The organism is Mesorhizobium sp. M0771 (assembly GCF_040320155.1).
Lineage (GTDB): Bacteria > Pseudomonadota > Alphaproteobacteria > Rhizobiales > Rhizobiaceae > Mesorhizobium.
The window spans coordinates 204,490-226,899 of the sequence record NZ_JAMYPC010000001.1 but is presented as its reverse complement, the minus strand read 5'-3'; the positions used below and the strand labels follow the sequence as shown (position 1 = coordinate 226,899).

Annotated in this window: 27 protein-coding genes; 8 read left to right on the top strand and 19 right to left on the bottom strand. The window is 62.7% G+C overall.

The window, feature by feature from the left end; translation table 11 throughout:
• Positions 1-37 precede the first annotated feature (37 nt).
• Both NKI05_RS01090 and NKI05_RS01085 read right to left on the bottom strand, forming a co-directional pair.
• Positions 38-952, bottom strand: coding sequence for an alpha/beta fold hydrolase (locus NKI05_RS01090; protein WP_023705901.1), 915 nt, complete (start codon positions 950-952; stop codon positions 38-40).
• A gap of 141 nt (positions 953-1,093) precedes the next feature.
• On the bottom strand, positions 1,094-2,338 hold the full coding sequence (locus tag NKI05_RS01085; RefSeq protein WP_023670046.1) for an MFS transporter: 1,245 nt from the start codon (positions 2,336-2,338) through the stop codon (positions 1,094-1,096).
• Between the two features lie 203 nt (positions 2,339-2,541).
• Between NKI05_RS01085 and NKI05_RS01080 the strand changes: the two genes are divergently transcribed.
• The gene (locus NKI05_RS01080; RefSeq protein WP_023711149.1) at positions 2,542-3,414 is read left to right on the top strand and encodes an AraC family transcriptional regulator; all 873 of its coding nucleotides are present in this window, start codon (positions 2,542-2,544) and stop codon (positions 3,412-3,414) included.
• A 36-nt stretch (positions 3,415-3,450) separates the two neighbouring features.
• Here the strand turns inward: NKI05_RS01080 and NKI05_RS01075 are convergent, their stop codons facing one another.
• The 10 genes from NKI05_RS01075 to NKI05_RS01030 form a co-directional block, all read right to left on the bottom strand.
• Positions 3,451-4,422 (bottom strand): Bug family tripartite tricarboxylate transporter substrate binding protein, encoded by a 972-nt coding sequence (locus NKI05_RS01075; protein ID WP_023691573.1) that lies wholly within the window; start codon positions 4,420-4,422, stop codon positions 3,451-3,453.
• 146 nt (positions 4,423-4,568) lie between these two features.
• Positions 4,569-5,084, bottom strand: coding sequence for a hypothetical protein (locus NKI05_RS01070; RefSeq protein WP_023686120.1), 516 nt, complete (start codon positions 5,082-5,084; stop codon positions 4,569-4,571).
• Between the two features lie 92 nt (positions 5,085-5,176).
• On the bottom strand, positions 5,177-6,112 hold the full coding sequence (locus NKI05_RS01065; RefSeq protein ID WP_023686119.1) for a ribose-phosphate pyrophosphokinase: 936 nt from the start codon (positions 6,110-6,112) through the stop codon (positions 5,177-5,179).
• A 141-nt stretch (positions 6,113-6,253) separates the two neighbouring features.
• Positions 6,254-6,850, bottom strand: coding sequence for a hypothetical protein (locus NKI05_RS01060; protein ID WP_023686118.1), 597 nt, complete (start codon positions 6,848-6,850; stop codon positions 6,254-6,256).
• Between the two features lie 55 nt (positions 6,851-6,905).
• Entirely contained in the window at positions 6,906-8,057 is a 1,152-nt protein-coding gene (locus tag NKI05_RS01055) for a M24 family metallopeptidase (RefSeq protein WP_352792143.1), read from the bottom strand.
• Positions 8,057-8,851 (bottom strand): peptidoglycan editing factor PgeF, encoded by a 795-nt coding sequence (pgeF, locus tag NKI05_RS01050; RefSeq protein ID WP_023695793.1) that lies wholly within the window; start codon positions 8,849-8,851, stop codon positions 8,057-8,059. Before pgeF ends, NKI05_RS01055 begins: the two co-directional genes overlap by 1 nt.
• A gap of 151 nt (positions 8,852-9,002) precedes the next feature.
• Positions 9,003-10,067: a class I SAM-dependent methyltransferase gene (locus NKI05_RS01045; protein WP_031192989.1), complete on the bottom strand. Its 1,065-nt coding sequence runs from the start codon at positions 10,065-10,067 to the stop codon at positions 9,003-9,005.
• The gene (gene lgt, locus NKI05_RS01040) at positions 10,064-10,948 is read right to left on the bottom strand and encodes a prolipoprotein diacylglyceryl transferase (protein ID WP_023672032.1); all 885 of its coding nucleotides are present in this window, start codon (positions 10,946-10,948) and stop codon (positions 10,064-10,066) included. Before lgt ends, NKI05_RS01045 begins: the two co-directional genes overlap by 4 nt.
• 103 nt (positions 10,949-11,051) lie before the next feature.
• A complete protein-coding gene (locus NKI05_RS01035; protein WP_023683720.1) occupies positions 11,052-11,291 on the bottom strand; it encodes a BrnA antitoxin family protein in 240 nt (79 codons plus the stop codon).
• A gap of 149 nt (positions 11,292-11,440) precedes the next feature.
• Positions 11,441-11,611, bottom strand: coding sequence for a hypothetical protein (locus tag NKI05_RS01030; RefSeq protein ID WP_023683721.1), 171 nt, complete (start codon positions 11,609-11,611; stop codon positions 11,441-11,443).
• 77 nt (positions 11,612-11,688) lie between these two features.
• Here NKI05_RS01030 and NKI05_RS01025 point away from each other — a divergent pair, with 77 nt between their 5' ends.
• The 3 genes from NKI05_RS01025 (at position 11,689) to NKI05_RS01015 (ending at position 13,174) form a co-directional block, all read left to right on the top strand.
• The gene (locus tag NKI05_RS01025; protein WP_023672029.1) at positions 11,689-11,991 is read left to right on the top strand and encodes an accessory factor UbiK family protein; all 303 of its coding nucleotides are present in this window, start codon (positions 11,689-11,691) and stop codon (positions 11,989-11,991) included.
• 316 nt (positions 11,992-12,307) lie between these two features.
• Positions 12,308-12,808, top strand: a complete 501-nt coding sequence (locus NKI05_RS01020) for a type III secretion system chaperone family protein (protein ID WP_023814996.1) — start codon at positions 12,308-12,310, stop codon at positions 12,806-12,808.
• 6 nt (positions 12,809-12,814) lie between these two features.
• Positions 12,815-13,174, top strand: coding sequence for a tRNA-binding protein (locus NKI05_RS01015; protein ID WP_023672028.1), 360 nt, complete (start codon positions 12,815-12,817; stop codon positions 13,172-13,174).
• A 10-nt stretch (positions 13,175-13,184) separates the two neighbouring features.
• On the opposite strand, the gene NKI05_RS01010 is transcribed toward NKI05_RS01015, so the two are convergent.
• The 4 genes from NKI05_RS01010 to NKI05_RS00995 form a co-directional block, all read right to left on the bottom strand.
• Entirely contained in the window at positions 13,185-14,207 is a 1,023-nt protein-coding gene (locus NKI05_RS01010) for a glycosyltransferase family 4 protein (RefSeq protein WP_023683722.1), read from the bottom strand.
• 222 nt (positions 14,208-14,429) lie between these two features.
• Entirely contained in the window at positions 14,430-15,845 is a 1,416-nt protein-coding gene (locus NKI05_RS01005; RefSeq protein WP_023672026.1) for an ATP-binding protein, read from the bottom strand.
• A 75-nt stretch (positions 15,846-15,920) separates the two neighbouring features.
• Complete coding sequence (locus NKI05_RS01000) at positions 15,921-16,640, bottom strand: response regulator (protein ID WP_023672025.1); 720 nt, start codon at positions 16,638-16,640, stop codon at positions 15,921-15,923.
• On the bottom strand, positions 16,627-17,160 hold the full coding sequence (locus NKI05_RS00995; protein ID WP_023683723.1) for a MarR family winged helix-turn-helix transcriptional regulator: 534 nt from the start codon (positions 17,158-17,160) through the stop codon (positions 16,627-16,629). Before NKI05_RS00995 ends, NKI05_RS01000 begins: the two co-directional genes overlap by 14 nt.
• A gap of 244 nt (positions 17,161-17,404) precedes the next feature.
• Between NKI05_RS00995 and NKI05_RS00990 the strand changes: the two genes are divergently transcribed.
• The 3 genes from NKI05_RS00990 (at position 17,405) to NKI05_RS00980 (ending at position 19,627) form a co-directional block, all read left to right on the top strand.
• On the top strand, positions 17,405-18,298 hold the full coding sequence (locus tag NKI05_RS00990) for a branched-chain amino acid aminotransferase (protein ID WP_023672023.1): 894 nt from the start codon (positions 17,405-17,407) through the stop codon (positions 18,296-18,298).
• A 145-nt stretch (positions 18,299-18,443) separates the two neighbouring features.
• Positions 18,444-18,758 carry a hypothetical protein gene (locus tag NKI05_RS00985; RefSeq protein WP_023672022.1) on the top strand — a complete coding sequence of 105 codons (315 nt, stop codon included), beginning with the start codon at positions 18,444-18,446 and terminating at the stop codon, positions 18,756-18,758.
• A 230-nt stretch (positions 18,759-18,988) separates the two neighbouring features.
• On the top strand, positions 18,989-19,627 hold the full coding sequence (locus NKI05_RS00980; RefSeq protein ID WP_023683724.1) for an MBL fold metallo-hydrolase: 639 nt from the start codon (positions 18,989-18,991) through the stop codon (positions 19,625-19,627).
• 66 nt (positions 19,628-19,693) lie between these two features.
• Here NKI05_RS00980 and NKI05_RS00975 read toward each other — a convergent pair whose 3' ends face one another.
• The 3 genes from NKI05_RS00975 to NKI05_RS00965 form a co-directional block, all read right to left on the bottom strand.
• Positions 19,694-20,119, bottom strand: coding sequence for a BA14K family protein (locus NKI05_RS00975; protein ID WP_023672020.1), 426 nt, complete (start codon positions 20,117-20,119; stop codon positions 19,694-19,696).
• Positions 20,120-20,311: 192 nt separating this feature from the next.
• Positions 20,312-20,524, bottom strand: a complete 213-nt coding sequence (locus tag NKI05_RS00970; RefSeq protein ID WP_023672019.1) for a cold-shock protein — start codon at positions 20,522-20,524, stop codon at positions 20,312-20,314.
• 352 nt (positions 20,525-20,876) lie between these two features.
• On the bottom strand, positions 20,877-21,089 hold the full coding sequence (locus NKI05_RS00965) for a cold-shock protein (protein WP_006202520.1): 213 nt from the start codon (positions 21,087-21,089) through the stop codon (positions 20,877-20,879).
• Positions 21,090-21,573: 484 nt separating this feature from the next.
• On the opposite strand from NKI05_RS00965, the gene NKI05_RS00960 reads away from it, so the two are divergent.
• Positions 21,574-21,987, top strand: a complete 414-nt coding sequence (locus NKI05_RS00960; protein ID WP_023672018.1) for a Kazal-type serine protease inhibitor domain-containing protein — start codon at positions 21,574-21,576, stop codon at positions 21,985-21,987.
• Positions 21,988-22,410 lie beyond the last annotated feature (423 nt).

Genomic DNA, 22,410 nt, shown 5'->3' with positions numbered 1-22,410 from the left:
TGCATTTGCTTTCGTCGAAATGTCAGCGGGACAGTGCCTATTTATCGAGAAAACCAGTGATCAGTTTGACGGTGTCGTCGGGGTTTTCCTCCATGATCCAGTGTCCGGAAGCGGGCACGATGCCGCCCGTTACATCGGTCGCAACAAGCCGCAGGAGATCGGCCTGCGTAGTGCCAGCGGATTTTTCACCGCCGACAGCCAGTAGCGGCATGGTCAGTTTGCCGCCGGCGGCAAGCATCGCCTGGTTGTCGATCGCGTCCTGGTCAAACGCCTTGAACTGCTCGAAAGCGTCATGCATCGCATGCGGGCGGGCATAGAGTTTGGCGTAGTGCCTGCGCGTCGCCTCGTCGATCTTCTTGGGGTCAGCCGACAGCTCGTTGTAGAAGCGGTCGAGATAGATGCGCTCGCGCCCCGCGACCAGCCGCTCCATATCAGGGCCGCGGAAGTTGAAGTGCCAAAGCAGCGGGCTTTGCTTGATCTTTTCCCAGTCGCCTATGCCGGGCAGCGGCGCGTCGATGATAACCCATTTGGTGATGCGCTTGGGATACTGAGCGGCGAGCGCATAGCCGACCATGTTGCCGATGTCGTGGGTGACGAGATCTGCCTTGTCGATCTTCAGGGCATCCAACACGCCGGCGATGTCGACGGCCTGGTTCTTCTTGGCGTAGCCCGCTTCCGGGTGGGCCGACAGACCCATGCCGCGCAGGTCCGGCACGATGACGGTGTGGTCCTTTGCGAGGGCGATGGCCGCGGCGCCCCACATGTCTCCGGTATCGGCAAAGCCGTGCAGCAGCACGACGGCGGGACCCTTGCCGCCAACGCGCACATAGAGTTTGGTGCCGTTGGTTTCGACGGACTGCGTCTTGAAACCCGGCGGAAAGGGAACGATGCGTGCCGTCGCCGGCAAGGTAACAAGAAGCACACCCAATACGGCCAATACGATCTTGCGCATGTCATCCCCCAGAGACGTCGAAGGCCCCAAGCCTTCGTTGATGACTATCTCTAGCAGGCTTTTCAACCAGCGCATGGTGAAAGAATCACAGAGGGCGCAGCAATGCCGCGCCCTGCGTCAAATCCGCAAAATCGACCGGTTTTATCTGGCCGCCGCTTGCGCCTTCCTGGCTTCCTTCATGTTGGGCAGGAACACCGTCAGCAGGCCGAGCAGCGGCAGATACGAGCAGATCTGGAAGACGAAATCGATGCCCTTCATGTCGGCGACGACGCCGAGCACGGCGGCTGCAATGCCGCCCATGCCGAAGGCGAAGCCGAAGAAGATCCCGGCGATGGTGCCGACACGTCCCGGCACCAACTCCTGCGCAAACACGACGATGTTGGAGAAGGCCGAGGACAGGATCAGGCCGATCAGCACCGTCAGCACCATCGTCCATTCGAAATTGGCGTAGGGCAGCGCCAGCGTGAACGGCAGCACGCCGACGATCGAGAACCAGATCATCGCCTTCTGGCCGTAGCGGTCGCCGAACGGTCCGCCGAGCAGGATGCCCAGCGCCGAGGCGCCGAGGAACAGGAACAGCATGACCTGGCTCATCTGCACCGACACGCCGAACTTATGGATGGAATAAAAGGTGTAGTAGCTGGAGAGCGAGGCGATGTAGGCGTTCTTGGTCAGCACCAGCAGCGTCAGCACCGCCAGCGCTCCCATCACCTTCTTGCGCGGGAAGGGGGAGACGAAGCTTGCCGCCTTGCGATTGCCCTGCGCGGCGCGCATCCGGCTGTACCAGCCGCCGACCCGCGACAAAACGATGATGCCGATCAGAGACCCGACGGCGAACCATGAAATGCTGGTCTGGCCGAAGGGCACAACGATGAAGGCAGCGAGCAGCGGCCCCATCGACTGGCCGAAATTGCCGCCGACCTGGAACAAAGATTGCGCCAGGCCAAAGCGGCCGCCGGAGGCAAAGCGGGCAATGCGCGAGGATTCCGGATGGAAGATCGCCGAGCCGATTCCGATCAGCGAGGCGCCGACCAGAAGCAGCGCATAGTGGCCGGCATAGGCCAGAACGATCAGGCCAATCAGCGAGGACGCCATGCCGTAGGGCAGCGAATAGGGCATTGGCCGCTTGTCGGTGATCATGCCGATGACCGGCTGCAGCAGCGACGCCGTGACCTGGAAGGTGAAGGTCAGAAGACCGATCTGCCAGAAATCGAGACCGTAATTCTCTTTCAGCAGCGGATAGATCGCCGGCAGCAGCGATTGCATGATGTCGTTGATGCCGTGGCAAAAGCTCACCGCCAGAATGACGGTGAAGGCGGTCGCCTGGGCTGAAGGGAGGCTGGCGCTTGGCTGCGGTGCAATGCTGGTGGCTGTCGTATCGGTCAAGGCAGGCTCCGAGGTCTTTTTGGCGGGTGTTTGCCCGCGGGCAGGCTTGGCGGCCGCTCCCGCGGACCGCCTTAAGGACGCTCGTCTGAAGCGCTTGGGCGACGCCCCTGCGGAGCGCCTTGGGGATGGCTGCCTTATAAGCCGCTTGCGAGGCGACTTCTTTCGTGGTTTGGTCCAATAGTTTCGCAAGTGGGCCATAGCCGATGCCACATGGCAGGGACATCTTCCGCGCCGGCAATGCCGATCTCGGCCGATTGCACGAAAGCCGCTGGCAGTGGCTGGAGGAGGTTTCCGGGCCGGCGGTGGCTTTGCCGACCGAATATCCGGACGGTTACCTCGTGCCGCAACACCGCCACAGCCGCAGCCAACTGCTGCATGCGCTGGTCGGTGTCGTGCTGGTGACGACCAGGTACGGGCGCTGGATGGTGCCGCCCGACCACGCAATGTGGATACCGGCCGGCACCGAGCATTCTGTCGAAATGCTGGGCGACGTCTCGATGCGCTCGGTCTATGTCATGCCGGGCGCTATCCCCGGCCTGCCGGAAGGCTTGCGTGTCGTCGGCGTCACCGAGCTGATGCACAGCCTGATCGTAGAATCGGAAAAGCTGCCGCAAGGTGGCGAACTGGAAGGCCGCGGCGGGTTGATCATGAACCTCTTGCTGCACGAGATCCCGACCTTGCCGGAACGGCCGCTCGGCCTGCCGTTCCCGTCTGATCCCAGGCTGGCGGCGCTCTGCCGACGCTTCGTGGCGGCACCGTCGCCGCATGCCACGATCGACGAGTGGGCCGATGCCGCGGGGATGAGCCGGCGCTCCTTCACCCGCGCCTTCCAGCGCCAGACCGGACTGTCCTTGTCGACTTGGCGCCAGCAGGCCTGCCTGTTTGCGGCACTTCCCAGGCTCGCCGATGGCGAGCCGATCACCAGGGTGGCGCTCGACCTCGGTTATGACAGCGTGCCGGCATTCATAACCATGTTCAAGCGCATGCTCGGGGCCTCGCCGCGCGGCTATATGCGCGGCGCCCGCGACGAAGGCATGCGGCGGGCTCAGCCTCGACTTGAGGCCCCGGCGCCGTAGCGCCAGGAAAAAGCCCGCAGCACTTTGTCGTAGGCCCTAGTCCAGCTGAACGCCGCTGGCCTTGACGATCGGTTCCCATTTGGCGAGTTCGGCCTTCACATGCGCTCCAAGCTCTTCCGGGGTGGAGGCCACTATCGAGGCGCTGAACTGGGCCATGCGGGCGATCACATCAGGGTCTTTCAGGGCTTCAACTGCCGCCTTCTGAAGAACGGCGACGACCTCCGGCGGCGTGCCTGCGGGCGCGAACAGAGCGTTCCAGCTGTAGGTTTCATAGCCGGGAATGGTTTCGGCAATGGCCGGTATGTCGGGGAAGGAGGGAACGCGCTCCTTGGTGGTGACGCCAAGCGCTCTCAGCGTCCCGCTCTTGATATGGCCCGATGAAGAGGGGAGGTTGTCGAACATCATCGGCACCTGATTGCCGATAACGTCGTTCAAGGCCGGTCCGGCGCCCTTGTAGGGAATGTGCTGCATACTGACGCCGGCCATCGTCTTGAAAAGCTCGCCGGAGAGATGCAGCGGGGTGCCATTGCCTGATGAGGCGTAGGCATATTTGTCCGGGTCCTTCTTCAGCATCTCGATCAGTTCCTTGACGTCCTTGGCGGGGAATTCAGGGTTTACGACCAGGACGTTTGGCACCAGCACGAGCAACGATATCGGCGCAAAATCCTTCTCCGCATCGTAGGGCTTTGTCTTCAGGATCAGCGGGTTGAGCGCGTGGGTTGCGACCGTGCCCATCAGGATCGTGTAGCCGTCCGGTTCGGCTCGGGCGACCTGGGCAGCGCCGATGCTGCCCCCGGCGCCGCCGACATTTTCGACGACAATCTGCTGGCCCAGCTTTTCGGACATCTTGTTGGCGACCAGGCGCGCGACCAGATCCGTCGAGCCACCGGCGGAAAAGGGGACAACCATGGTGATGGTCCGGTCCGGAAAATCGGCGGCCCAGGCCGCCGGTGCTGAAAGGGTGGCTGCGATGGAAACCGCGAGCCCGAGCAAAGTCCTACGCCGCATCTGCTACTCCTCCGTTGATTGGAGGGGCAGTATGGCCATGGTGAACTCCTCGCACAATGCAACCATGGACTGACTGCCCGCCTCAGGAGATCGGGCTTGACACCGATGCTTCGGTTGGCGTGCGCGAGAACGCCTCACCCCTCAGTTCAATCAGCCTTGGTCCAGCTGAAAACAAGCCATTTGTATCGTGACGTCTCTTCAGGCTCGGCCGTGTAGGTCATCTGCATGTCGCCGCCCTCGGCGTAGATGTCGAGCCTGGGCGCCGTGTCCAGTTCGAGCCACAGGGAATCGTTCTTGAACGACCATGTCCCGCACCAGACGCAAGGCCCCGATGCCGGGTCACCCGGTTGGTGAAAATTGTAGCGGCCGTCCGCCGTGATCTCCAGATAGTCGAAGGCGCCATAAAAGGCGGTCACAGTCTGCTGAAATTCGGTCGCAGACGCTTCCTGGTCGGGCTTCGCCGGCTCTTTCAGATCACGCGGTGGCCGGATTGCGGACCCTGCGATGCTCCATTTGCCGATGAAATCCTTTTCGGTGGGAAGATATTCCGTTTGCGCCTGCGCGGTCGAAACCGGAGCGATTGTCGGCGCATAGGCCGCGCTGGCGATGCCGATTGCGAGAAGCATTCCTGCGATGCCTGCAGCCTTGATTCGATTGCGCATCAGCTGGCTCCTTTCACGACGGTTTGGGGCAGATTCCAAAAAGGAGATTACCCCCGAGCCAGGCCCGTGGGCACGCTTTTGGGCAACATGGATTAATCGAACAGGCTCGACACGGACTCTTCGGTCGCTGTGCGCGAAATCGCCTCGCCCATCAGGTCGGCGATGGAGATGACGCGGATATTCGGGGCGTCGAGCACGCCTTGCGTCGGCTGGATGGAATCGGTGATCACCAGTTCCTGCAGCTTCGAGCCGCTGATCCGGGCGACCGCACCGCCCGACAGCACGCCGTGGGTGATATAGGCGGTGACGCTGGTAGCGCCGTTGGCGAGCAGCGCATCGGCGGCGTTGCACAGCGTGCCGCCGGAATCGACGATGTCGTCGATCAGCAGGCAATCCTTGCCGGCGACCGCGCCGATGATGTTCATCACTTCGGATTCACCGGGACGTTCGCGGCGCTTGTCGACGATGGCCAGTTGTGCGTCGAAGCGTTTGGCGAGCGCGCGGGCGCGCACCACGCCGCCAATATCGGGCGAGACGACGACGACATTGGCAAGCTGTTTGTATTTTGCCTTCACGTCGCGGGCCATCACCGGCACCGAGAACAGATTGTCGGTCGGAATGTCGAAAAAACCCTGGATCTGGCCGGCATGGAGGTCGAGCGTCAAAACGCGGTCGACGCCAGCGCGGGTGATCATGTTGGCGACCAGCTTGGCCGAGATCGGTGTGCGGCCCGAGGCCCGGCGATCCTGCCTGGCGTAACCGAAATAGGGGATGACCGCGGTGATGCGCTTGGCCGAGGAGCGCATGAAGGCATCGATCATGATGAGCAGTTCCATCAGATGATCGTTGGTCGGGAACGAGGTCGACTGCAGGATGAAGACATCCTCGCCGCGCACGTTTTCCTGGATTTCGACGAAGATTTCCTGATCGGCGAAGCGTCTGACGCTGGCCTTGCCCAGCGGGACATTGAGATAGCGGGCGACCGCTTCGGCCAGCACCCGGTTGGAATTGCCCGCGAAAAGCTTCATGCACCGTTCCTGGCGAAGGATGGGGAGGTCCTCTTAATCGGGCTTGTAGCGAGCCGTGCCGGTATTGCAAGCCTCGTTGACGGGAATCCGCCGGCTAATCTCAAAAACGTCAACAGTGAACGGAAGCCGGTAACAGGCGGATCAGCCGGCGCTGCCGCCGAGCCAGGCCGCGAACTGGTCGATCGTCTGGTCGGCGATCGCCTGCATGGTAGCGGGTGCAACCGCGGGCCAGCCTTCGGCGGCATTGACCGAGGGCGCCTTCTGCTGGCCATTGATGCGGTGTAGCCGGTTGCCAGCGGGGTCATAGACGTCCCAGACATAGATAACGGTGGTATCCTTGCCTTCCGTCATGGTCGAGAAGTAGCCCTTCAGCACATGGGTGGCGGCCTGGTCGGCGCTGCCGGCAAGGGTGATGCCGCGCTGCTTGGCGCGTGTCTGCAGTTCGGCCGTCAGCGGCGTTGCCGCTTCCACGGAGGCGCCGACGATCGGCGCGATCTGCAGCCGGGTCTTCGACAAAGCGGCGGCGCTCTGCGCGGGGTTGGCGGGTGTCGTGGCGCCGACGGCCGGCGCTGGTGTGGCGGCGGGCGCGATGCCCGGGGCAGCCAAGGGCTGAGCCGGTTGGGCCGAGGCTGCCGGCGGCGTGATGGCGGACGGCTCAAGGACGTCCTTGGCATTGGTGCAAGCGGCCAGCACAAGCGCTGCGAGCAATGACACGGTCGTCACATGCGATCGTCTCATCTGCCCGAAAACTCCTTAGTCGCGAACGCCCCCGCGTGGACCAACCATTATGGATTCACTGTACGATCAAGTCGAGATCATGGCGCGAAAGCGGCTTCGGCTGGGATTCGGTGGTCAGGTAGGTGCGGCCAAGCGTCATCGCCGTCTCGGTTTCGGAGTCCATGATGATCATGTGCGCGAACAATGTCATGTTGGGCGCGATCGGCTCGGGATTGCCCTGGTAGAACATCGGCATATCCATCCAGGACGGGGTGAAGCGGGCGCCGACGGAATAGCCGCAGGCGTTCAACCGATGCTTGGTCAGGCTGTGCGCCTCCAGCGTGCGGGCATGCGCGTCGAAGACGTCGCCGAAGGTGTTGCCGGGCGTCATCGCCTTCTCGACCGCCAGAAGAGCCGCGCGGGCGGCGTCGAACAGCTCCTGATGGCGCTTCGACGCCTTGCCGGTCAGCACGGTGCGCATCATCGGCGCGTGATAGTGATGGAACACGCCGGCCCATTCGAGCGTCAGCTGATCGTTCTTGGTCAGCTTGCGGCGCCCGGCCTTGTAGCGGCAGAGCAGCGCGTCGATGCCCGAGCCGATGATGAATTCATTGGCCGGATAGTCGCCGCCGCCGGCAAACACCGCGCCCTGCATGGCGGCAAGGACCAGCGCTTCGTCGCCGCCCTGCTTGATCAGCGGCAGGGCTGCGTCGAGCGCGTCGTCGGAAAGGTTGGCGGCCTTTTCGGCCTTGGCGATTTCAGCCGGGCTCTTGAACAGGCGCAGACGGCCGACAATACCGGAGGCGTCGGCGATCTGGCCGAAGGTCTGCAGCTGCTCGTCGACGCGGCGGCCATTGAAGGCGGTCAGGCCATGGGTGTCGTATTCGACGCCGATGCGGGCGCCGAGGAGATTGAGGTCGTTGAGCAGGTTGCGCAGGTCGACCGCCGGGTTGGCGCCGTCGCGGTCGGTCCACAGCACGATGTTGTCGATGATCGATGTGTGGCGCGCCTGGCGCAAATCGGCCGAGCGGGTGAGCAGCACCATCGAGCCGTCAGCCTTCACAACCAGGCACTGGAAGAAACAGAAGCCGAACGTGTCGTAGCCGGTTAGCCAGTACATGCTCTCCTGGGCGAAAAGCAGTACGGCATCGAGCTTCTTTTCCGTCATCTCGATCATCAACCGGTCACGCCGGGCGTCAAATTCCGACCGTTCGAAATGCAGCGCCATTATCCGTTCTCCAAAACAATTGCCGAAACCTGCCGACCGTAGTCCGGTTCCTTGCGATGCGTCGCGCGCCGGTAGGAAAAGAAGAGATCCTCCTCGGCATAGGTGCAGCGGCCAAGCCCCTGCGCGGTCACGCCAGCCTTCTTCAGCCGGTCGACCGTATAGAGGTTGAGATCGAACATTGCATGCGCCGGATTGGCCGAAGGCGCGAAATAGCCGATGTTTTCGGCATCGGCTTCGACGAAACGGGCGACGAATTCCGGCCCGACCTCGTAATTGTCGGGGCCGATCGAAGGACCGAGAACCGCAATGATGCGCTCACGGCGGGCGCCGAGGCTTTCCATCGCGGCAATGGTGTTTTCAAGCACACCGGTGAAAGCGCCCTTCCAGCCGGCGTGTGCAGCGCCAATGATGCGCGCTTGCGCATCGGCGAACAGCACCGGGCCGCAATCGGCCGTCGAGGCCCCGATGGCGATGCCCGGCCGGTCGGTGACGATGGCGTCGGCCTTGGGCCGCGGGCCGGGAAAGGGTTCCCTGGCAATAACGACATCGGGCGAGTGGACCTGATGCGCGGTCAGGAGATGGCTGGCCGGCACACCCATCCAGGCAGCGACGCGGCGGCGGTTCTCGGCGACCAGCATCTGATCGTCATCCGACCCGGTGCCGATGTTAAGTCCCTGATAGATGCCGCCGGAGACGCCGCCGATACGGGTGAAATAGCCATGGCGGATACCTCGCGGCTTGGCCGCTTCCAGCAGCGGCGAGCGAACAGGATCCGGTTTGGTCTGATTCAGCATGGATGGGTTTGTTGTCCGCGCCGGCGTTTTCGTCAAGGCGAAGTTCGGCCGAGTGATTGCGACAGTGCTGCCGCGTCGACTTTGCATTGGCCAAAAGCAGGCATGCGACCATAGGCGGCGTCGCGGGACGGCTTGTAACGATCTCTGAGGGTCAGACTGGCTGATGCGGCAGGATTCTCAGGATTTTGAACAGCGTGCCCATGCCGTCGGGTCCGGCCAGGCGCTCGACGGCATCGGCAATGGTTTGTCGTGCCTCTTGGCTTGCCTGGCTGCCCAACTGGCCAGCTCGCTCAAGCAATCCCATGCCAAGCAGAAAGTCGCCCTGCGTCGCCAATTCCACATCGAGGCCATGCGCCCGCACGACGGCGGCCAGTGCAGCGAAGTCGACATGGGCGGTGAGATCGGCTTCGCCGGGATTGGCCAGCACATCTTCGGGGGCGTGCCTGCGCACGGCCTGCAATGTGTCGCCGAAACCGGGCTGGAGATGGCCGTAATCGGGGAACAGCCCGGCGCCGCCGTGGTCGGCTATGCGTTCGGCAATGGTCGCCATCAGTGCCGCGCGGGCCGGTGCTATTTCGAAAATAGAGCCTTGTGGCGCCTCGGCGGCGTCTTCCGGCAGCAGCGTCGCCTCGACCGAGCCGGCGCCGGCGAAGAAGCTCAACTCGTCTGAGACATCGAGGCCGATCACCCGTTCGCGCCAGCCGGCGCCGGCGCGGATGAACTGGCGGATCGGCACGGCATCGAACAATTCGTTGCCGACGATCAGCAATGGCGCCTGCGGTAGCGTGGCGATGGTTTCGTGCCAGCCGAGCTCAACCGAACTTTCGGCAAGCGTCTGCTTCTGGATTTCGGTTAGCCGCGGGCTGGTCTCGACCAGAGCGAAGGACGCTCCGGCGGCGATAGCCGGATCGAGCCGCGTCAGGGTGCGAAGCATGTCCTTCATCAGCGTGCCGCGGCCAGGCCCGATCTCCGCGATGGTGACCGGCAGCGGTCGGCCGATCGCCAGCCAGGCCTGATAGAGCCAGACGGCGACGAGTTCGCCGAACATCTGGCTGATCTCGGGTGCGGTGACGAAGTCGCCGGCGGCGCCGAACGGCTCGCGCGTGGTGTAGTAGCCGTCGCTGGGATCGAAAAGGCAGAGCGCCATGTACTCGTTGACGGGGAGGGGCCCGAGCGCGCCGATCAGGTCGACGATGCGGGTCTTCAGCCGTGTCATGCCGGCTGTGGTTGCGGCGCCGGTTTGGCTGTGGCCATCGCCCAGATGCCGGCCAGCACCATCGGCAGCGACAGCACCATGCCCATGGTGAGCCAGCCGCCGAGGAGGTAGCCGAGCTGCTGGTCGGGCTCGCGGAAGAACTCGACGAAAATGCGTGACAGGCCGTAGCCGCAAATGAAGGCGCCGCCGACAAAGCGCGGCGTCTTCAGCTTCAGCCGCGAATGGGTGAGGAAGCGCAGGACCAGGAACAGCACCGCGCCCTCGAGCAGCGCTTCGTAGAGCTGGCTCGGATGGCGAGGCTCCAGGCCCGCGACACAACCCGCCACGGTCTGCTGGAGACGCTCGTTGCAGAAGACGACGCCCCACGACACGTCGGTCACGCGACCCCAGAGTTCGGCATTGACGAAGTTCGCGATGCGGACGAGGCCGAGCCCGACCGGCACGCCGGCTGCCACCACGTCGAACAGCGTCCAGGTGCGGATGCCGCGCTTGAGGGAAAACAGCGTCATGGCGAGGATGACGCCAAGCAGGCCGCCATGGAACGACATGCCGCCCTGCCAGACGGCGAAGATGTCGAGCGGGTGGTCGATATAGCGCTTTAAATCGTAGAAAAGCACATAGCCGGTGCGTCCGCCGAGCACGACGCCGACGGCGGCCCAGACGATGAAATCGTCGAGGTCGATCGGCTTCATCGGCAAGACGCCATCAGGCCACAGCCTTGTGTTGGTGACGAGCCGCTTGGCGTACCACCAGGCGAACAGGATGCCGACGATATAGCCGATGCCGTACCAGTGCACAGCCAGCGGGCCGATCTGAACCAGGATCGGGTCGATGTTGGGGAAGGACAGCGACGCCATCGGCAGCGGGAAATAGTCGTTCAACAGGATCTCCTGGGAGGGCTCGCGTTAGGGCGCGGACCATGCGGCAGGGTTTTGGCGGGGTCAAGGCAAGGTGACGACAGCCTGATCGTCAGAGATAATGGGCTCAACCCTGCGGCTTGCCGGCGACCAATTGCCTGAGCGCATCGTTGATCCTGTCTTGCCAGCCGGGGCCATCTTCCTGGAAATGGTCGAGCACGGCGCGATCGATCCTGATCGAGACAAGCTCGCGAACGTTTGGTGCGGCGGAGGGTTCGCGAATGGGAGGCGCGGGTTTCTTGACCGGCTTGAAGGCCGCTTCAGCGGCTTCCATCGGATTGGTCGGTCGGCGCGGGGGCGTTGCCATTGGTTGATCCTGAATGAGAGTGACTCTTGCCTGGAGCAAGTCGTGAGGAAAACTAGGCCGCTGGTCTGTGAAGACCAGTAACTTCACTTGGTTCTCTCTGCCATTGCCCTGTATTTGGCTTCAAGCCTGTCCAGCACCTCGTCGCCAGGCTAGACCCGGCCCGCACTGGCATCCGAAATGCCCTTTGCGAGTGCTGCATCGAGTGCTGCAAAGCGCTTCTCCAAGTCCGCACTGTCCGTCACGGCAACCGTCGTTCCAAGAATCCATTTGCGATAATAGCAATCTGTCGGCCGGACCGTGAGCCAAATCGCGTCCGACATGAAGCCGCACCAGCTTCAACGTTCTTGCATTCCGCAGGCAGTGCCACTACGTCAATTCCAGCAAGCGAGGATTTGCCATGTCGACCGGACCGAACCGCATTCTCGATGAATTCGCCAAGCTGATGACCGATGCCGCGGGTGCCGCACAAGGCGTGCGCCGCGAGGTGGAGACTGCCTTCAAGGGGCAGGCCGAGCGCATCCTCAACACCATGGATGTGGTGCAGCGCGAGGAGTTCGAGGCTGCCCGCGACATGGCTGCCAAGGCCCGCGAAGAAAACACCAGGCTGGCCGCCCGCATCGATGCGCTCGAGGCCAGGCTGGCCGAATTGACCGGACAGGCCGCACCTGTGGCTGCGGCAAAGCCCAAAGCAAAAAAATAAAATTTGAACTTTTCCACAAAGCACAATCCGAAAAAATGCTTTGCCGTGAATCGTTTACCGGCGATGCATGAATCTTTGTGACAGCGCCTTTCCACATGCTGATGACGCAGTGCGAAAAATTAGGCTGTTCACGCGACTCCCGATCAATAGACTGAATTTGTTGCATGATTCGGAGCAGGGTCATGCGGCCGGGCGGTGGGGTCCGGTCCGGGGTCTTTGTGTCGTGAAGTCCTGGCCGTCCGAGTTCAAGACAAGATTGTTCGTCGTGTGTGCCCCGCGGAGCGTGTGGCGCTCCCCTGAACACAGGAAGCATTCCATGGAACTTCTCGAACTCGAATTCTCCCGCGAAATCCATCCGGTGGATGTCATCGAGCAGGTCGCCTATAACAATGACTGGTCCTTCGAACGGGCCGGCGATGACGAAATCTCGATCTCGGTTGCCGGCAGCTGGACCGACTATCACGTCTCCTTCTCATGGATGGAGGATTTCGAGGCGCTGCATCTGGCCTGTGCTTTCGACATCAAGGTGCCGGAAGCCCGCGCGCTGGAAGTGATGCGGCTTTTGTCGCTGATCAACGAGCAGATGCTGTTTGGCCATTTCGATCTCTGGGAGCAGGAGGGCGCGATCATGTTTCGCCAGTCGCTGCTGCTCGCCGGCGGGGTCGAACCGTCGAGCCAGCAGGTCGAGGTGCTTTTGTCGTCGGCGCTTGAAGCCTGCGAGTGCTATTTCCAGGCCTTCCAGTTCGTTGTCTGGTCGGGAACCTCGGCCAAGGATGCGCTGGCCGGCGTCCTGTTCGAGACCTATGGCAACGCTTGAGCTTCCATGAGTTCGAGCAGCGCGCGCAAGCCCGAGATCAGCTTTGCCGATTTTGATCGTGTCGACATCCGTGCCGGCACGATCGTCGAGGCCGAGCCTTTCCCCGAGGCGCGCAAACCCGCCTTCAAGCTGAAGATCGATTTCGGCCCTGAGATCGGCGTGAAGAAATCCTCGGCACAGATCACGAAATACTATGCGCCGGAAACGCTGGTGGGACGGCAGGTGTTTGCGGTGGTGAATTTCCCGCCGCGCCAGATCGGTCCGTTCATGTCGGAAGTGCTCACGCTCGGCTTCCCTGATGAGGAAGGCGCCGTGGTCCTTGGCGCCATCGAGCGCAAGGTGCCGGACGGCGGCAGGTTGTTTTAGGAAGATTGCGTCAGGCGGCCAGCTTGCGCCTTGTGCTCAGCGCCTCTTCGACCGTGTCCATGAACATTTCGGCGCAGGCTTTCCAGCTGTAGCGCATGGCGCGTTCGCGCGCCTCGGCGCGGTCGACATTGAGCGCGGCGAGCGAGGCCTCGCGCAGATCGGTCGACACCGCGCCGCCGATGCCGTCGCCGACAATGTCGATCGGTCCGGTGACCGGATAGGCGGCCACCGGCGTGCCGCTGGCCAGCGCCTCGATGATGACGTTGCCGAACGTGTCGGTGCGGCTGGGGAAAACGAAAACATCAGCCGAGGCGTAGATCTCGGCCAGCTCATCGTTCGGGCGATGGCCGAGGAAGTGCGCCTGCGGGTACTTCGCCCTGAGCCTAGCCAGTTCCGGTCCTTCGCCGACGATCACCTTGCTGCCGGGCAGGTCGAGATCGAGGAAGGCGCTCAGGTTCTTCTCGATGGCGACGCGGCCGACGCACAGGAATACCGGGCCGGGAAAGCCGAGGTCCTTCTTCTTGTCCGGGCGGAAGTGATCGGTGTCGACGCCCCGCGTCCACGGCCTGAGCTTGGTGAAGCCTCGCGACGCAAGGTCCTCCGCCAGCGACTGGGTGGCGACCAGCGTGCCTTGTCCCGAATTGTGGAAATCACGCAGCCAGCGATAGGCCCAGCTCTCCGGCACCGGCAGGCGGGCGCTGAGATATTCGGGAAAGCGGGTGTGATAGCTGGTGGTAAAGGGACGGCCAGCATTGCGGCAATAGCGCCGCGCCATGATGCCGAGCGGGCCTTCGGTGACGATATGGATATGGTCGGCCTTGCGAGCCTCGATCAGCCGCGCGACATGACCGGGCGTGGTCAGCGCCAGCCTGATGTCGGGGTAGGTCGGCAACGGCAAGGTGCGAAAGATATTCGGGGTCAGGAAGTCGACCGCAACGTCGAAGGTTTTCAGCGTTTCGGTGAGCCGCTCCAGCGTGTGGACGACGCCGTTGACTTGCGGCCGCCAGGCGTCGGTGACCATCAGGATGCGCATGGCGGTCCTTTGCTCGGGTCGACGGTTGCCTTGATGCGATAGCGGTACGGGCCGGCTGCCCTCGCTTCGCTCCACCGCACCCGGGCATGCACGAGGTCGAAGTAAGGCGGCTGAGCCGAATCAACTGAGGTCGCGCGCTTCATGCGCGCTCTTGACCATGGTTTCATGACGGGCGGATGAAGGTGGTTTTTGGCCGAGCCCGCCTTCCAGATCATGCTTTGGTCAGGCGGGCACCTTGATCACCGCCCGCAGGCCGCCGAGCGGGCTGTCTTCCAGCATGATGTCGCCGCCATGGCTGCGGGCAATATCGCGGGCGATAGAGAGACCAAGGCCGGTGCCGCTGGCGTCGAGGTTGCGCGCCTCGTCGAGCCGCACGAACGGTTTGAACACGTCCTCGCGCTTTTCCGGCGGGATGCCCGGACCGTCATCGTCGATGGTGACGACGAGTGAGCCGCGGCCGTGATCGGCGCTGATCTCCACCGTCTTGGCATAGCGCAAGGCATTGCCGGCGACATTGGACAACAGCCGGGCGAAAGCGTGCGGGCGCACATGCACGTCCGGATCACCGGCAAGCACGGTCGATAGCTTGCGCTTGTGCAGCGACGCCTCCTCGCCGAGCTTTTGGAAATAGGCCTCGAGATCGAAATGGCCGGCATCTTCCGACGCTTCGCCGCGGGCAAAGGCGATATAGCCTTCCAGCATCGACTGCATGTCGTCGATGTCCTGGTTGAGCGCGGCCTTGGTCTCGGGCTTGCCGCCAGCCAGCGCCAGCTGCAGCTTGAAGCGGGTGAGGATGGTTCTGAGATCGTGGCTGACGCCGGTCAGCATGGCGGTGCGCTGTTCCAGCTGGCGTTCGATGCGCTCGCGCATCTGGATGAAGGCAAAGCCGGCCCGTCGAACCTCCTCGGCGCCGCGTGGGCGGAAATCGCGCGGCATCGGCCGGCCCTTGCCGAAGCTTTCGGCGGCCTCGGCCAGAGACAGGATCGGCCGGATCTGGTTGCGAAGGAAGGGGATGGCAATCGTCAGCAGCACCAGTGACGTCCCGACCATCCAGATCAGGAAGATGTGGGTGTTGGAGGCATAGGCCTGGCTGCGGCGCACGAAGACGCGCAGCACCTTGCCCTCGAGCTGGATGCGGACCTCGACGATGTTGGAATTGCCGACCGTGTCGATCCAGAACGGGCGGTTGATCTGGCGGGTGATCTCGGTGGAAAGGACGTCGTCAAGGATCGAGAAGAAGGGCTTGGGTCCAGGCGCCGGCAACGGGTCGGGCGGCAAGAGGTCGACCTTCAACTGCATGCGGTCTTGGGCGATGCGGATGATGTTGGCGTAGTCGCCATCATGCGGATAGGTCTCGATCATGTCGATGATCGCGGCGATGTCGCGCACGGTGGCCTGCGACAGGCGCTGCGTCACGGTTGCCCAGTGGCGTTCCATGAAGTCGAAGGCGACGACCGACTGCAGAAGGATCATCGGCGCGATGACGATGATCAGCGAGCGGGCATAAAGCCGCTTGGGCATATAGAACGCAACCAGCCGCCAGAACCGCTTCCAGGCACGCGGCATTGCTTTCAGCGCGCGTGATACGCGCGCGCCAAAGCCGCCTTGTTCCGGCCGTTCCAGTTGCGTGGTCGCCATTTATCCTTCCGCTGGGTCAATGGCCGCTGGTCGATGGCCACACATCTATGGCCAAGGGCGGCCGTCAGCGGCATTCTATTCCACGCTGAGCCGATACCCAATACCGCGCACCGTCTGCAGCCAGACCGGATTGGACGGATCGCGCTCGATCTTGCGGCGCAGGCGGTTGATCTGGACGTCGATGGTGCGCTCGCCGACTTCCGAATCGTCGCCGACAAGCTCGTGACGCGGGATCGTTTCGCCGGCCCGCGCGGCAAAGATCGCCAAGATCTCCTGCTCGCGGTCGGTCAGCTTCAGCGCCTCGCCGCCCCGCTTCAGCTCGCGCCTGGCGATCTGGAAGGTGTAGGGGCCGAAGACCAGCTGCTCGACCTTGGGCGTCGTCGCCGGGCCGCCGCGGCGCAGAATGTTATTGATGCGCAGGATCAGTTCGCGCGGGTCGAAGGGCTTGGGCAGATAGTCGTCGGCGCCGGCCTCGAGCCCAGTGATGCGGCTGTCGGTTTCCGATAGCGCGGTGAGCATCAGGATCGGTACGTTCTTCTCCGCCCGCAGCGCCTTGGTGAGGTCGACGCCGGTCTCTCCGGGCATCATGACGTCGAGGACAAGGAGGTCGAAGTCGAGTCCTGCAAGCTTTCGCCTGGCCTCGCCGGCATTTCCGGCGACTGTGACGCGAAAACCATTTTCGGTCAGATACTGCTTGAGCAAATTGCGAATGCGGGTGTCGTCGTCGACCACAAGCAGATGCGGCGCGTCATCGTCCGGCGCCGTCGGCTGGTCCACCCTCTCAATGGTCTCCATGGCTTTTCCCTGACATGTTTGCAGGCACAATGTCGATCTGCGCCCTTAGTTCCGGATTGACCATGGCTTCCAGGAATCGTTCGATCAAGGGACGCTCGCTGGCTCCGGAATCTTCCAATGCAGCACGGATGCGGCGTGACTGTGGCCGCGCCAGGGCCAGCGCCAGGGCGCGCCCCTTGGCTGTCGGATAGAGCTCCCGCTGGCGGCGGTCGCGCGGACCCTGCAATTGCACGATATGGTCGGTGTCGATCAGCTGCTTGAGCACCCGCGCCAGGCTCTGCTTGGTGATCTTGAGCACGTCGAGCAGTTCAGCGACCGTCAGTCCCGGCCGGCGGTTGACGAAATGCAGCACCCGGTGATGGGCGCGGCCAAAGCCGTAATCGGCCAGGATCTGGTCGGGATCGGAAGTGAAATCGCGATAGGCAAAGAAGAACAGTTCGATGATGGCAAAGTCGATGCCGTCTTCGTCGGTGATCGGCGTCTTGATCGGTTTTCCGGCAGCTGGGCTTCGATCCGTCATCATTTCTCCGTCCATAGAGGGAAATTATGTCAGTACTATTGACGTAATTTCCCCGCAATGGTAATTTTTGACAAGCTTTTCGGCTGAATGCGAACGAAAAGGCAAGGGAGTGCGGTTTTTCCGGAACTTCCTGAGTTTGCCAGAGTTCGATTCTCCGCTTACGCTTCAAGGGCCGCCCGACGCGGCTGTCGCGCAACAAGAACAACACCAATGATATGCGGGTCGCCGCCCGCGGGAGGTTTCCATGGCATCCGTTCCCTTCGACCAACTGGACGGCTTCATCTGGATCAACGGCGAGTTCGTCAAATGGGCCGACGCCAAGATCCACGTGCTGACCCACGGCCTGCACTATGCCAGCGCCGTCTTCGAGGGCGAGCGCGCCTATGGCGGCGCCATCTTCAAGCTCAACGAGCACACCGAGCGCCTGCATGAATCGGCGCGCCTGCTCGGCTTCAATATTCCCTATTCCGTGGCCGAGCTCAATGACGCCTCGACCACCCTTCTGAAGAAGCAGGGGTTCCAGGACGCCTATGTCAGGCCGATCGCCTGGCGCGGCAGCGAACAGATGGGCGTGTCGGCGCAGAACAGCCGCATCAACTGCGCCATCGCCATCTGGCAATGGCCGAGCTATTTCGACCCGGCGCAGAAGCTCAAGGGCATCCGTCTCGATCTGGCGGAATGGCGCCGGCCCGATCCGCGCACCGCGCCGTCGAAGTCGAAGGCCGCCGGCCTCTACATGATCTGCACCATGTCCAAGCATGCCGCCGAGGCCAAGGGCTATGCCGATGCCATGATGCTCGACTGGCGCGGCCAGGTCGCCGAAGCAACGGGCGCCAACATCTTCTTCGTCAAGGATGGCAAGATCCACACGCCGAAGCCCGATTGCTTCCTCGACGGCATCACCCGCCGCACCGTCATCGGCCTCGCCAAGGACCGCGGCCTTGAAGTCGTCGAGCGCGCCATCATGCCTGAGGAACTCGAAGGCTTCGAACAGTGCTTCCTCACCGGAACGGCAGCGGAAGTGACGCCGGTCTCCGAGATCGGTCCGTACCGATTCGAGGTCGGCGAGATCGCCAAGACTTTGATGAACGACTATTCTGCTGCGGTGCAACCTAAGCATGCGATAGCCGCAGAATAACGAAAGTCACAGCTTTTTTCGCAAGCAGGGGCGGTTTTGAGGCCGGCCCCTTTATTTCAGCATCTGTGCATTTGACTTTCGTACAATTCAGCGTCTCATGATGGTGTCGGCCCGGGAGGCTGGCAGCTATGGAGGGACTAGGTACATGGATACGAATACGCTCATTGCGCTCGTTGTACAGGTAATTGCAGGTGTTGTCGGTGGTCAGGCGGTCGGCGTTGCGCTGAAGAATGCGGCGATGGGCCAGTTGACCAAAATCCTCGGCGGCGCGGTTGGCGGCGTCGGCGGGGCGGCGATCCTCGGCAGCCTGCTCGGCGGCACGGCCGACCCGGCAGCGGCTGCAACGGCAGCGGGCGGATTGGGCGATACGCTGAACCTCAAAAACCTGCTCGGCGGCGCCGGCGGCGGCGCCATCCTGACCGGCATCATCGGTGCGGTCATGGGCGCGATGAAGAAGTAAGCCTCTAGATCATTCACCGTTTCACGGCGAATGATCTAGTTTGTTGTTTTACCCAATTCCGGACGGAAAACCGCTTTACACTTTTCCTGGAATTGCTCGAGACTCAGGCTTCGTCAAATGGGCGGCCGTTGGGCCGCCCATTTCTGTTTTGGGACGGACTGTTTGCCTTTCAGCAGTGGACGGCCTTCGCCCGCGCCTCTACATCACGCTGGAACAGCGAAAGGACAATCATGGGTCAGCTCAATGCCGGCATCGTGCCGGTCACGCCTTTCCAGCAGAACTGCACCATCCTGTTCGACATGGATGACAAGCATGGCGTCGTCGTCGATCCGGGCGGCGACATCGACAAGGTGCTGGCGGTGCTGAAGGACAATGCGATCACCGCCGCTGCGATCTGGATCACCCATGGCCACATCGATCACGCCGGCGGCGCCATGGAGCTGAAGGAAGCACTCGGCATCGAGATCATCGGCCCGCACGAAGCCGACAAGCTATTGCTCGACAATCTCGAGAACCAGGGCCAGCGCTACGGCATTGCCGGGGCGCGCAACTGCGTGCCCGACCGGTTTCTCGCAGAGGGCGAGACGGTTTCGTTCGGCTCACATATGTTCGAGGTGCTGCACTGCCCCGGCCATGCGCCCGGCCATGTCGTATACTACAATCGCGCGGCGAAGTTCGCTCATGTCGGCGACGTGCTGTTTCGCGGCTCGGTCGGGCGCACCGACCTGCCGGGCGGCGACCATGCGGCGCTGATCGCCTCGATCAAGGACAAGCTTTTGCCGCTCGGTGACGAGATCGGCTTCATCTGCGGCCACGGCCCGGGTGGCCGCTTTGGCGAGGAGAGGCGGACCAATCCCTTCCTGACTTAGCGATGTCTTTCTGCCAAAAAAAAAGCGCTGGCCTTGCGGTCAGCGCTTTTTGTGGGACAGGGAAGCTCAATTCGCGACGCAGAAATGCTGCTCACCGTCATTGCCGGTGAACGTGCCGCTGCGGGCATTGAAGCTCCGGTAGCGGTCCGAGCAGTATTCGTACCAGTCGCGGGTCCACGGCTCGGCATAGCGGTCGGCATAGACGACCCGCGGTTCGGCATAGTAACGGCGCACCGGCGCCGGCCGCACTTCGCGGTAGTCGTAATCGTCATCATAGCTGCTGTAGCGCGGCTGCGGGTTGCTCAGCGCACCGGCGATCAGAGCGCCGGCCGCAAGGCCGACGACACCGGCCGCAAGCGCGTCGCCATTATGATGACGACCATGGCCATGATGCCAGCGGTTCCAGTCCTTGGCATTGGCGGCAGGCAAGGTGGCGAGGGTGGTCGCGGCGAGAGCGGCGCCCAGGATGGCGGTCTTGAAAATGCGATTCATTTTGGTCTCCTTCGTGCCGGCCCGGATAGTTTTCGGGGATGCGGTCCAGCCTAGGGGACGATTAATAGAAGACCGTGGCTGAACGGGGGCTGAACGGAATTGGCTGATACGATCCAGTTCTTGCGGCAAAACCAAGCGCGTACGCAAGGCGCTCCGCCTCGTCAATCTCCGTCCGGACTGTCTTGAGCCAGCTTAGCCGACCGACAGGTTGACGGCCTTCGGACCCTTGCCGCGCTTGTCCGGCTCGGTGTCGAATGTCACTTTCTGTCCATCCTCCAGACCGGAAAGACCCGAAGCCTGCACGGCCGAAATATGAACGAAGACATCCTTCTGCCCGTCGTCGGGCGTAATGAAGCCGAAGCCTTTGGCATGATTGAAGAATTTGACGGTGCCGGTCTGCGGCATGGGAAGCTCCCTTTGATCCCATAAAGTCCAGTTTCGGGCCGGCAAATGCCCGAAGGGAAATTTGTCCTTTATTTTAGCGCTATCGGCAAGAGAAAGTTTTGGCGACGGCGGCAACGCTGAAGGCTGGTCAAATAGATCGTGGCACCGAAGGCAATTCGCGCCAGACGATTGCTCCGGCGATCAGCCACGGCATTGACCGATAAAGCGTCCTTTGCCTCCGGCGACGGCGGTCATGAAAAAGGCGCAACGGGAAACGTCGCGCCTTCGAAACTCTGGACGGCTGACAAAGCCGGTTCAAACACGCTTTAGGTGCTTTTTCGAGCGCCCTGACGGGCGCGCGGGCACCGCCGGTTCAGGCCGCGCGGAGGTTGACCGCCTTCGGACCCTTGCCCATGCGGTCGGGTTCAACGTCGAAGGTGACCTTCTGGCCGTCGACGAGGGTACGCAGGCCCGAGGCCTCGATCGCGGAAATGTGGACGAACACATCCTTGGCGCCGCCGTCGGGCGTGATGAAGCCGAAGCCTTTGGTCGCGTTGAAGAATTTAACGGTGCCGGTCTGGGCCATTGGGGAAACTCCTTCACCCGTGTCAGTCTTATGGTTTGCCCGCCGCCTGGCATCGTGGGCAAGTCCCGGTGGTTGCTTCGGCAGTCCTGCATTTGCGCATGGTAAAACCCCCCGCCGAAAATGGGGCCGTCAGAGATTCACAGTATCGGGGAAAGGTCGTCCAAAACGTTCCGCTCTCCGGGTCGCAAATGCCCGAACACAAAATTTATCGCACGGAAACGTGATCGTTGCAAGATAGCGCCGCGGGCCGCGTCCATCGACGCATCCCAACGAAGGCGCTTCGATAAACCTGGGTTCTTAAGAGTTCATCAGCCAGAGCCCGGCCACGCATGGTCCAGCGGTTTGGTCCAGGGCCAAAGCAATGCGCGGGCCGGGCATCGCATGGCTCCCGCGCCGCAAACGGGGGTTGCATTTGGCAAGGGAATGGCGAGGATCGACAGGCGCGTTTTGCGCCGGGGACGGGGGTCTCGAGGGAGGCATATTCATGAGATTTCTTGCGACGATCTTCTCGCGCCAGGGTTTTACTATTCTCTTCCTGTCGGGTCTTCTTGCGGCCTGCACCGTCGTCGTCGATGACGGGCCGGGACCACGTCCGCGCCCGCCACGGCCGGAACCGGAATTCTGCACCAGGCAATACGAGCCGGTCTGCGCGCGGCGCGGCGGTGACCGCCAGACCTTCGCCAATGCCTGCCTTGCCGAACGGGAAGGCTACCGCATCGTTCGCGACGGCCCTTGCCGCGACGGCGGCGGTGGTGGCGGTGGTGGCGAAGAGCCGACATTCTGCACGCGCGAATACGCCCCGGTCTGCGCCCGCCGCCATGGCGAGCTGCGCACCTTTCCCAACGCCTGCGAGGCCCGTGCCGCCGACTACCGCGTCGTCGAGGACGGCCCCTGCTGATTTTTCCTTCTCCCCTGTCGGGTGAGTCCGCCGGAGGCGAATTCACCGTCCCACTGGCACGATAAAAAAGGCGGCGAATGCCGGGACCCTGCGAAGCAGCGGGGACCGGGCGGGTGGACCGGACCACCCTTGGTCCTTCGCAGGCTCAGGGCGTTCGAAACTCGAAAAGCCAACAATTGGCTTTTCGTCTGCTGCGCGGACCGCTTCTCACCCCCAAGGGAGAAGGCAAGGTCGCGGATCGGAGTGGTTGCCTACGCCGAATACGCCCCGTCGGCCGGGCCGGCATAAAGCTCTGCGCCGTCCTCGTCGCAAATGCGCAGACGGTCGGGGATCTGCGGCATGGCGAGGCTGTGGAACAGCGCGGTGGCGCCCTGCAGGGCGGCGCGCAGGTTCGGCGCGTCCAGCGATACCTTGTCGAGCGTG

Excerpts from the sequence above, each read along its gene's own strand:
- NKI05_RS01090 (WP_023705901.1), bottom strand. The coding sequence starts at position 952 with ATGCGCAAGATCGTATTGGCCGTATTGGGTGTGCTTCTTGTTACCTTG.
- NKI05_RS01080 (WP_023711149.1), top strand. The coding sequence starts at position 2,542 with ATGCCACATGGCAGGGACATCTTCCGCGCCGGCAATGCCGATCTCGGC.
- NKI05_RS01075 (WP_023691573.1), bottom strand. The coding sequence starts at position 4,422 with ATGCGGCGTAGGACTTTGCTCGGGCTCGCGGTTTCCATCGCAGCCACC.
- NKI05_RS01070 (WP_023686120.1), bottom strand. The coding sequence starts at position 5,084 with ATGCGCAATCGAATCAAGGCTGCAGGCATCGCAGGAATGCTTCTCGCA.
- NKI05_RS01065 (WP_023686119.1), bottom strand. The coding sequence starts at position 6,112 with ATGAAGCTTTTCGCGGGCAATTCCAACCGGGTGCTGGCCGAAGCGGTC.
- NKI05_RS01060 (WP_023686118.1), bottom strand. The coding sequence starts at position 6,850 with ATGAGACGATCGCATGTGACGACCGTGTCATTGCTCGCAGCGCTTGTG.
- NKI05_RS01055 (WP_352792143.1), bottom strand. The coding sequence starts at position 8,057 with ATGGCGCTGCATTTCGAACGGTCGGAATTTGACGCCCGGCGTGACCGG.
- pgeF (WP_023695793.1), bottom strand. The coding sequence starts at position 8,851 with ATGCTGAATCAGACCAAACCGGATCCTGTTCGCTCGCCGCTGCTGGAA.
- NKI05_RS01045 (WP_031192989.1), bottom strand. The coding sequence starts at position 10,067 with ATGACACGGCTGAAGACCCGCATCGTCGACCTGATCGGCGCGCTCGGG.
- NKI05_RS01035 (WP_023683720.1), bottom strand. The coding sequence starts at position 11,291 with ATGGCAACGCCCCCGCGCCGACCGACCAATCCGATGGAAGCCGCTGAA.
- NKI05_RS01030 (WP_023683721.1), bottom strand. The coding sequence starts at position 11,611 with ATGTCGGACGCGATTTGGCTCACGGTCCGGCCGACAGATTGCTATTAT.
- NKI05_RS01025 (WP_023672029.1), top strand. The coding sequence starts at position 11,689 with ATGTCGACCGGACCGAACCGCATTCTCGATGAATTCGCCAAGCTGATG.
- NKI05_RS01020 (WP_023814996.1), top strand. The coding sequence starts at position 12,308 with ATGGAACTTCTCGAACTCGAATTCTCCCGCGAAATCCATCCGGTGGAT.
- NKI05_RS01015 (WP_023672028.1), top strand. The coding sequence starts at position 12,815 with ATGAGTTCGAGCAGCGCGCGCAAGCCCGAGATCAGCTTTGCCGATTTT.
- NKI05_RS01010 (WP_023683722.1), bottom strand. The coding sequence starts at position 14,207 with ATGCGCATCCTGATGGTCACCGACGCCTGGCGGCCGCAAGTCAACGGC.
- NKI05_RS01005 (WP_023672026.1), bottom strand. The coding sequence starts at position 15,845 with ATGGCGACCACGCAACTGGAACGGCCGGAACAAGGCGGCTTTGGCGCG.
- NKI05_RS01000 (WP_023672025.1), bottom strand. The coding sequence starts at position 16,640 with ATGGAGACCATTGAGAGGGTGGACCAGCCGACGGCGCCGGACGATGAC.
- NKI05_RS00995 (WP_023683723.1), bottom strand. The coding sequence starts at position 17,160 with ATGACGGATCGAAGCCCAGCTGCCGGAAAACCGATCAAGACGCCGATC.
- NKI05_RS00990 (WP_023672023.1), top strand. The coding sequence starts at position 17,405 with ATGGCATCCGTTCCCTTCGACCAACTGGACGGCTTCATCTGGATCAAC.
- NKI05_RS00985 (WP_023672022.1), top strand. The coding sequence starts at position 18,444 with ATGGATACGAATACGCTCATTGCGCTCGTTGTACAGGTAATTGCAGGT.
- NKI05_RS00980 (WP_023683724.1), top strand. The coding sequence starts at position 18,989 with ATGGGTCAGCTCAATGCCGGCATCGTGCCGGTCACGCCTTTCCAGCAG.
- NKI05_RS00975 (WP_023672020.1), bottom strand. The coding sequence starts at position 20,119 with ATGAATCGCATTTTCAAGACCGCCATCCTGGGCGCCGCTCTCGCCGCG.
- NKI05_RS00970 (WP_023672019.1), bottom strand. The coding sequence starts at position 20,524 with ATGCCGCAGACCGGCACCGTCAAATTCTTCAATCATGCCAAAGGCTTC.
- NKI05_RS00965 (WP_006202520.1), bottom strand. The coding sequence starts at position 21,089 with ATGGCCCAGACCGGCACCGTTAAATTCTTCAACGCGACCAAAGGCTTC.
- NKI05_RS00960 (WP_023672018.1), top strand. The coding sequence starts at position 21,574 with ATGAGATTTCTTGCGACGATCTTCTCGCGCCAGGGTTTTACTATTCTC.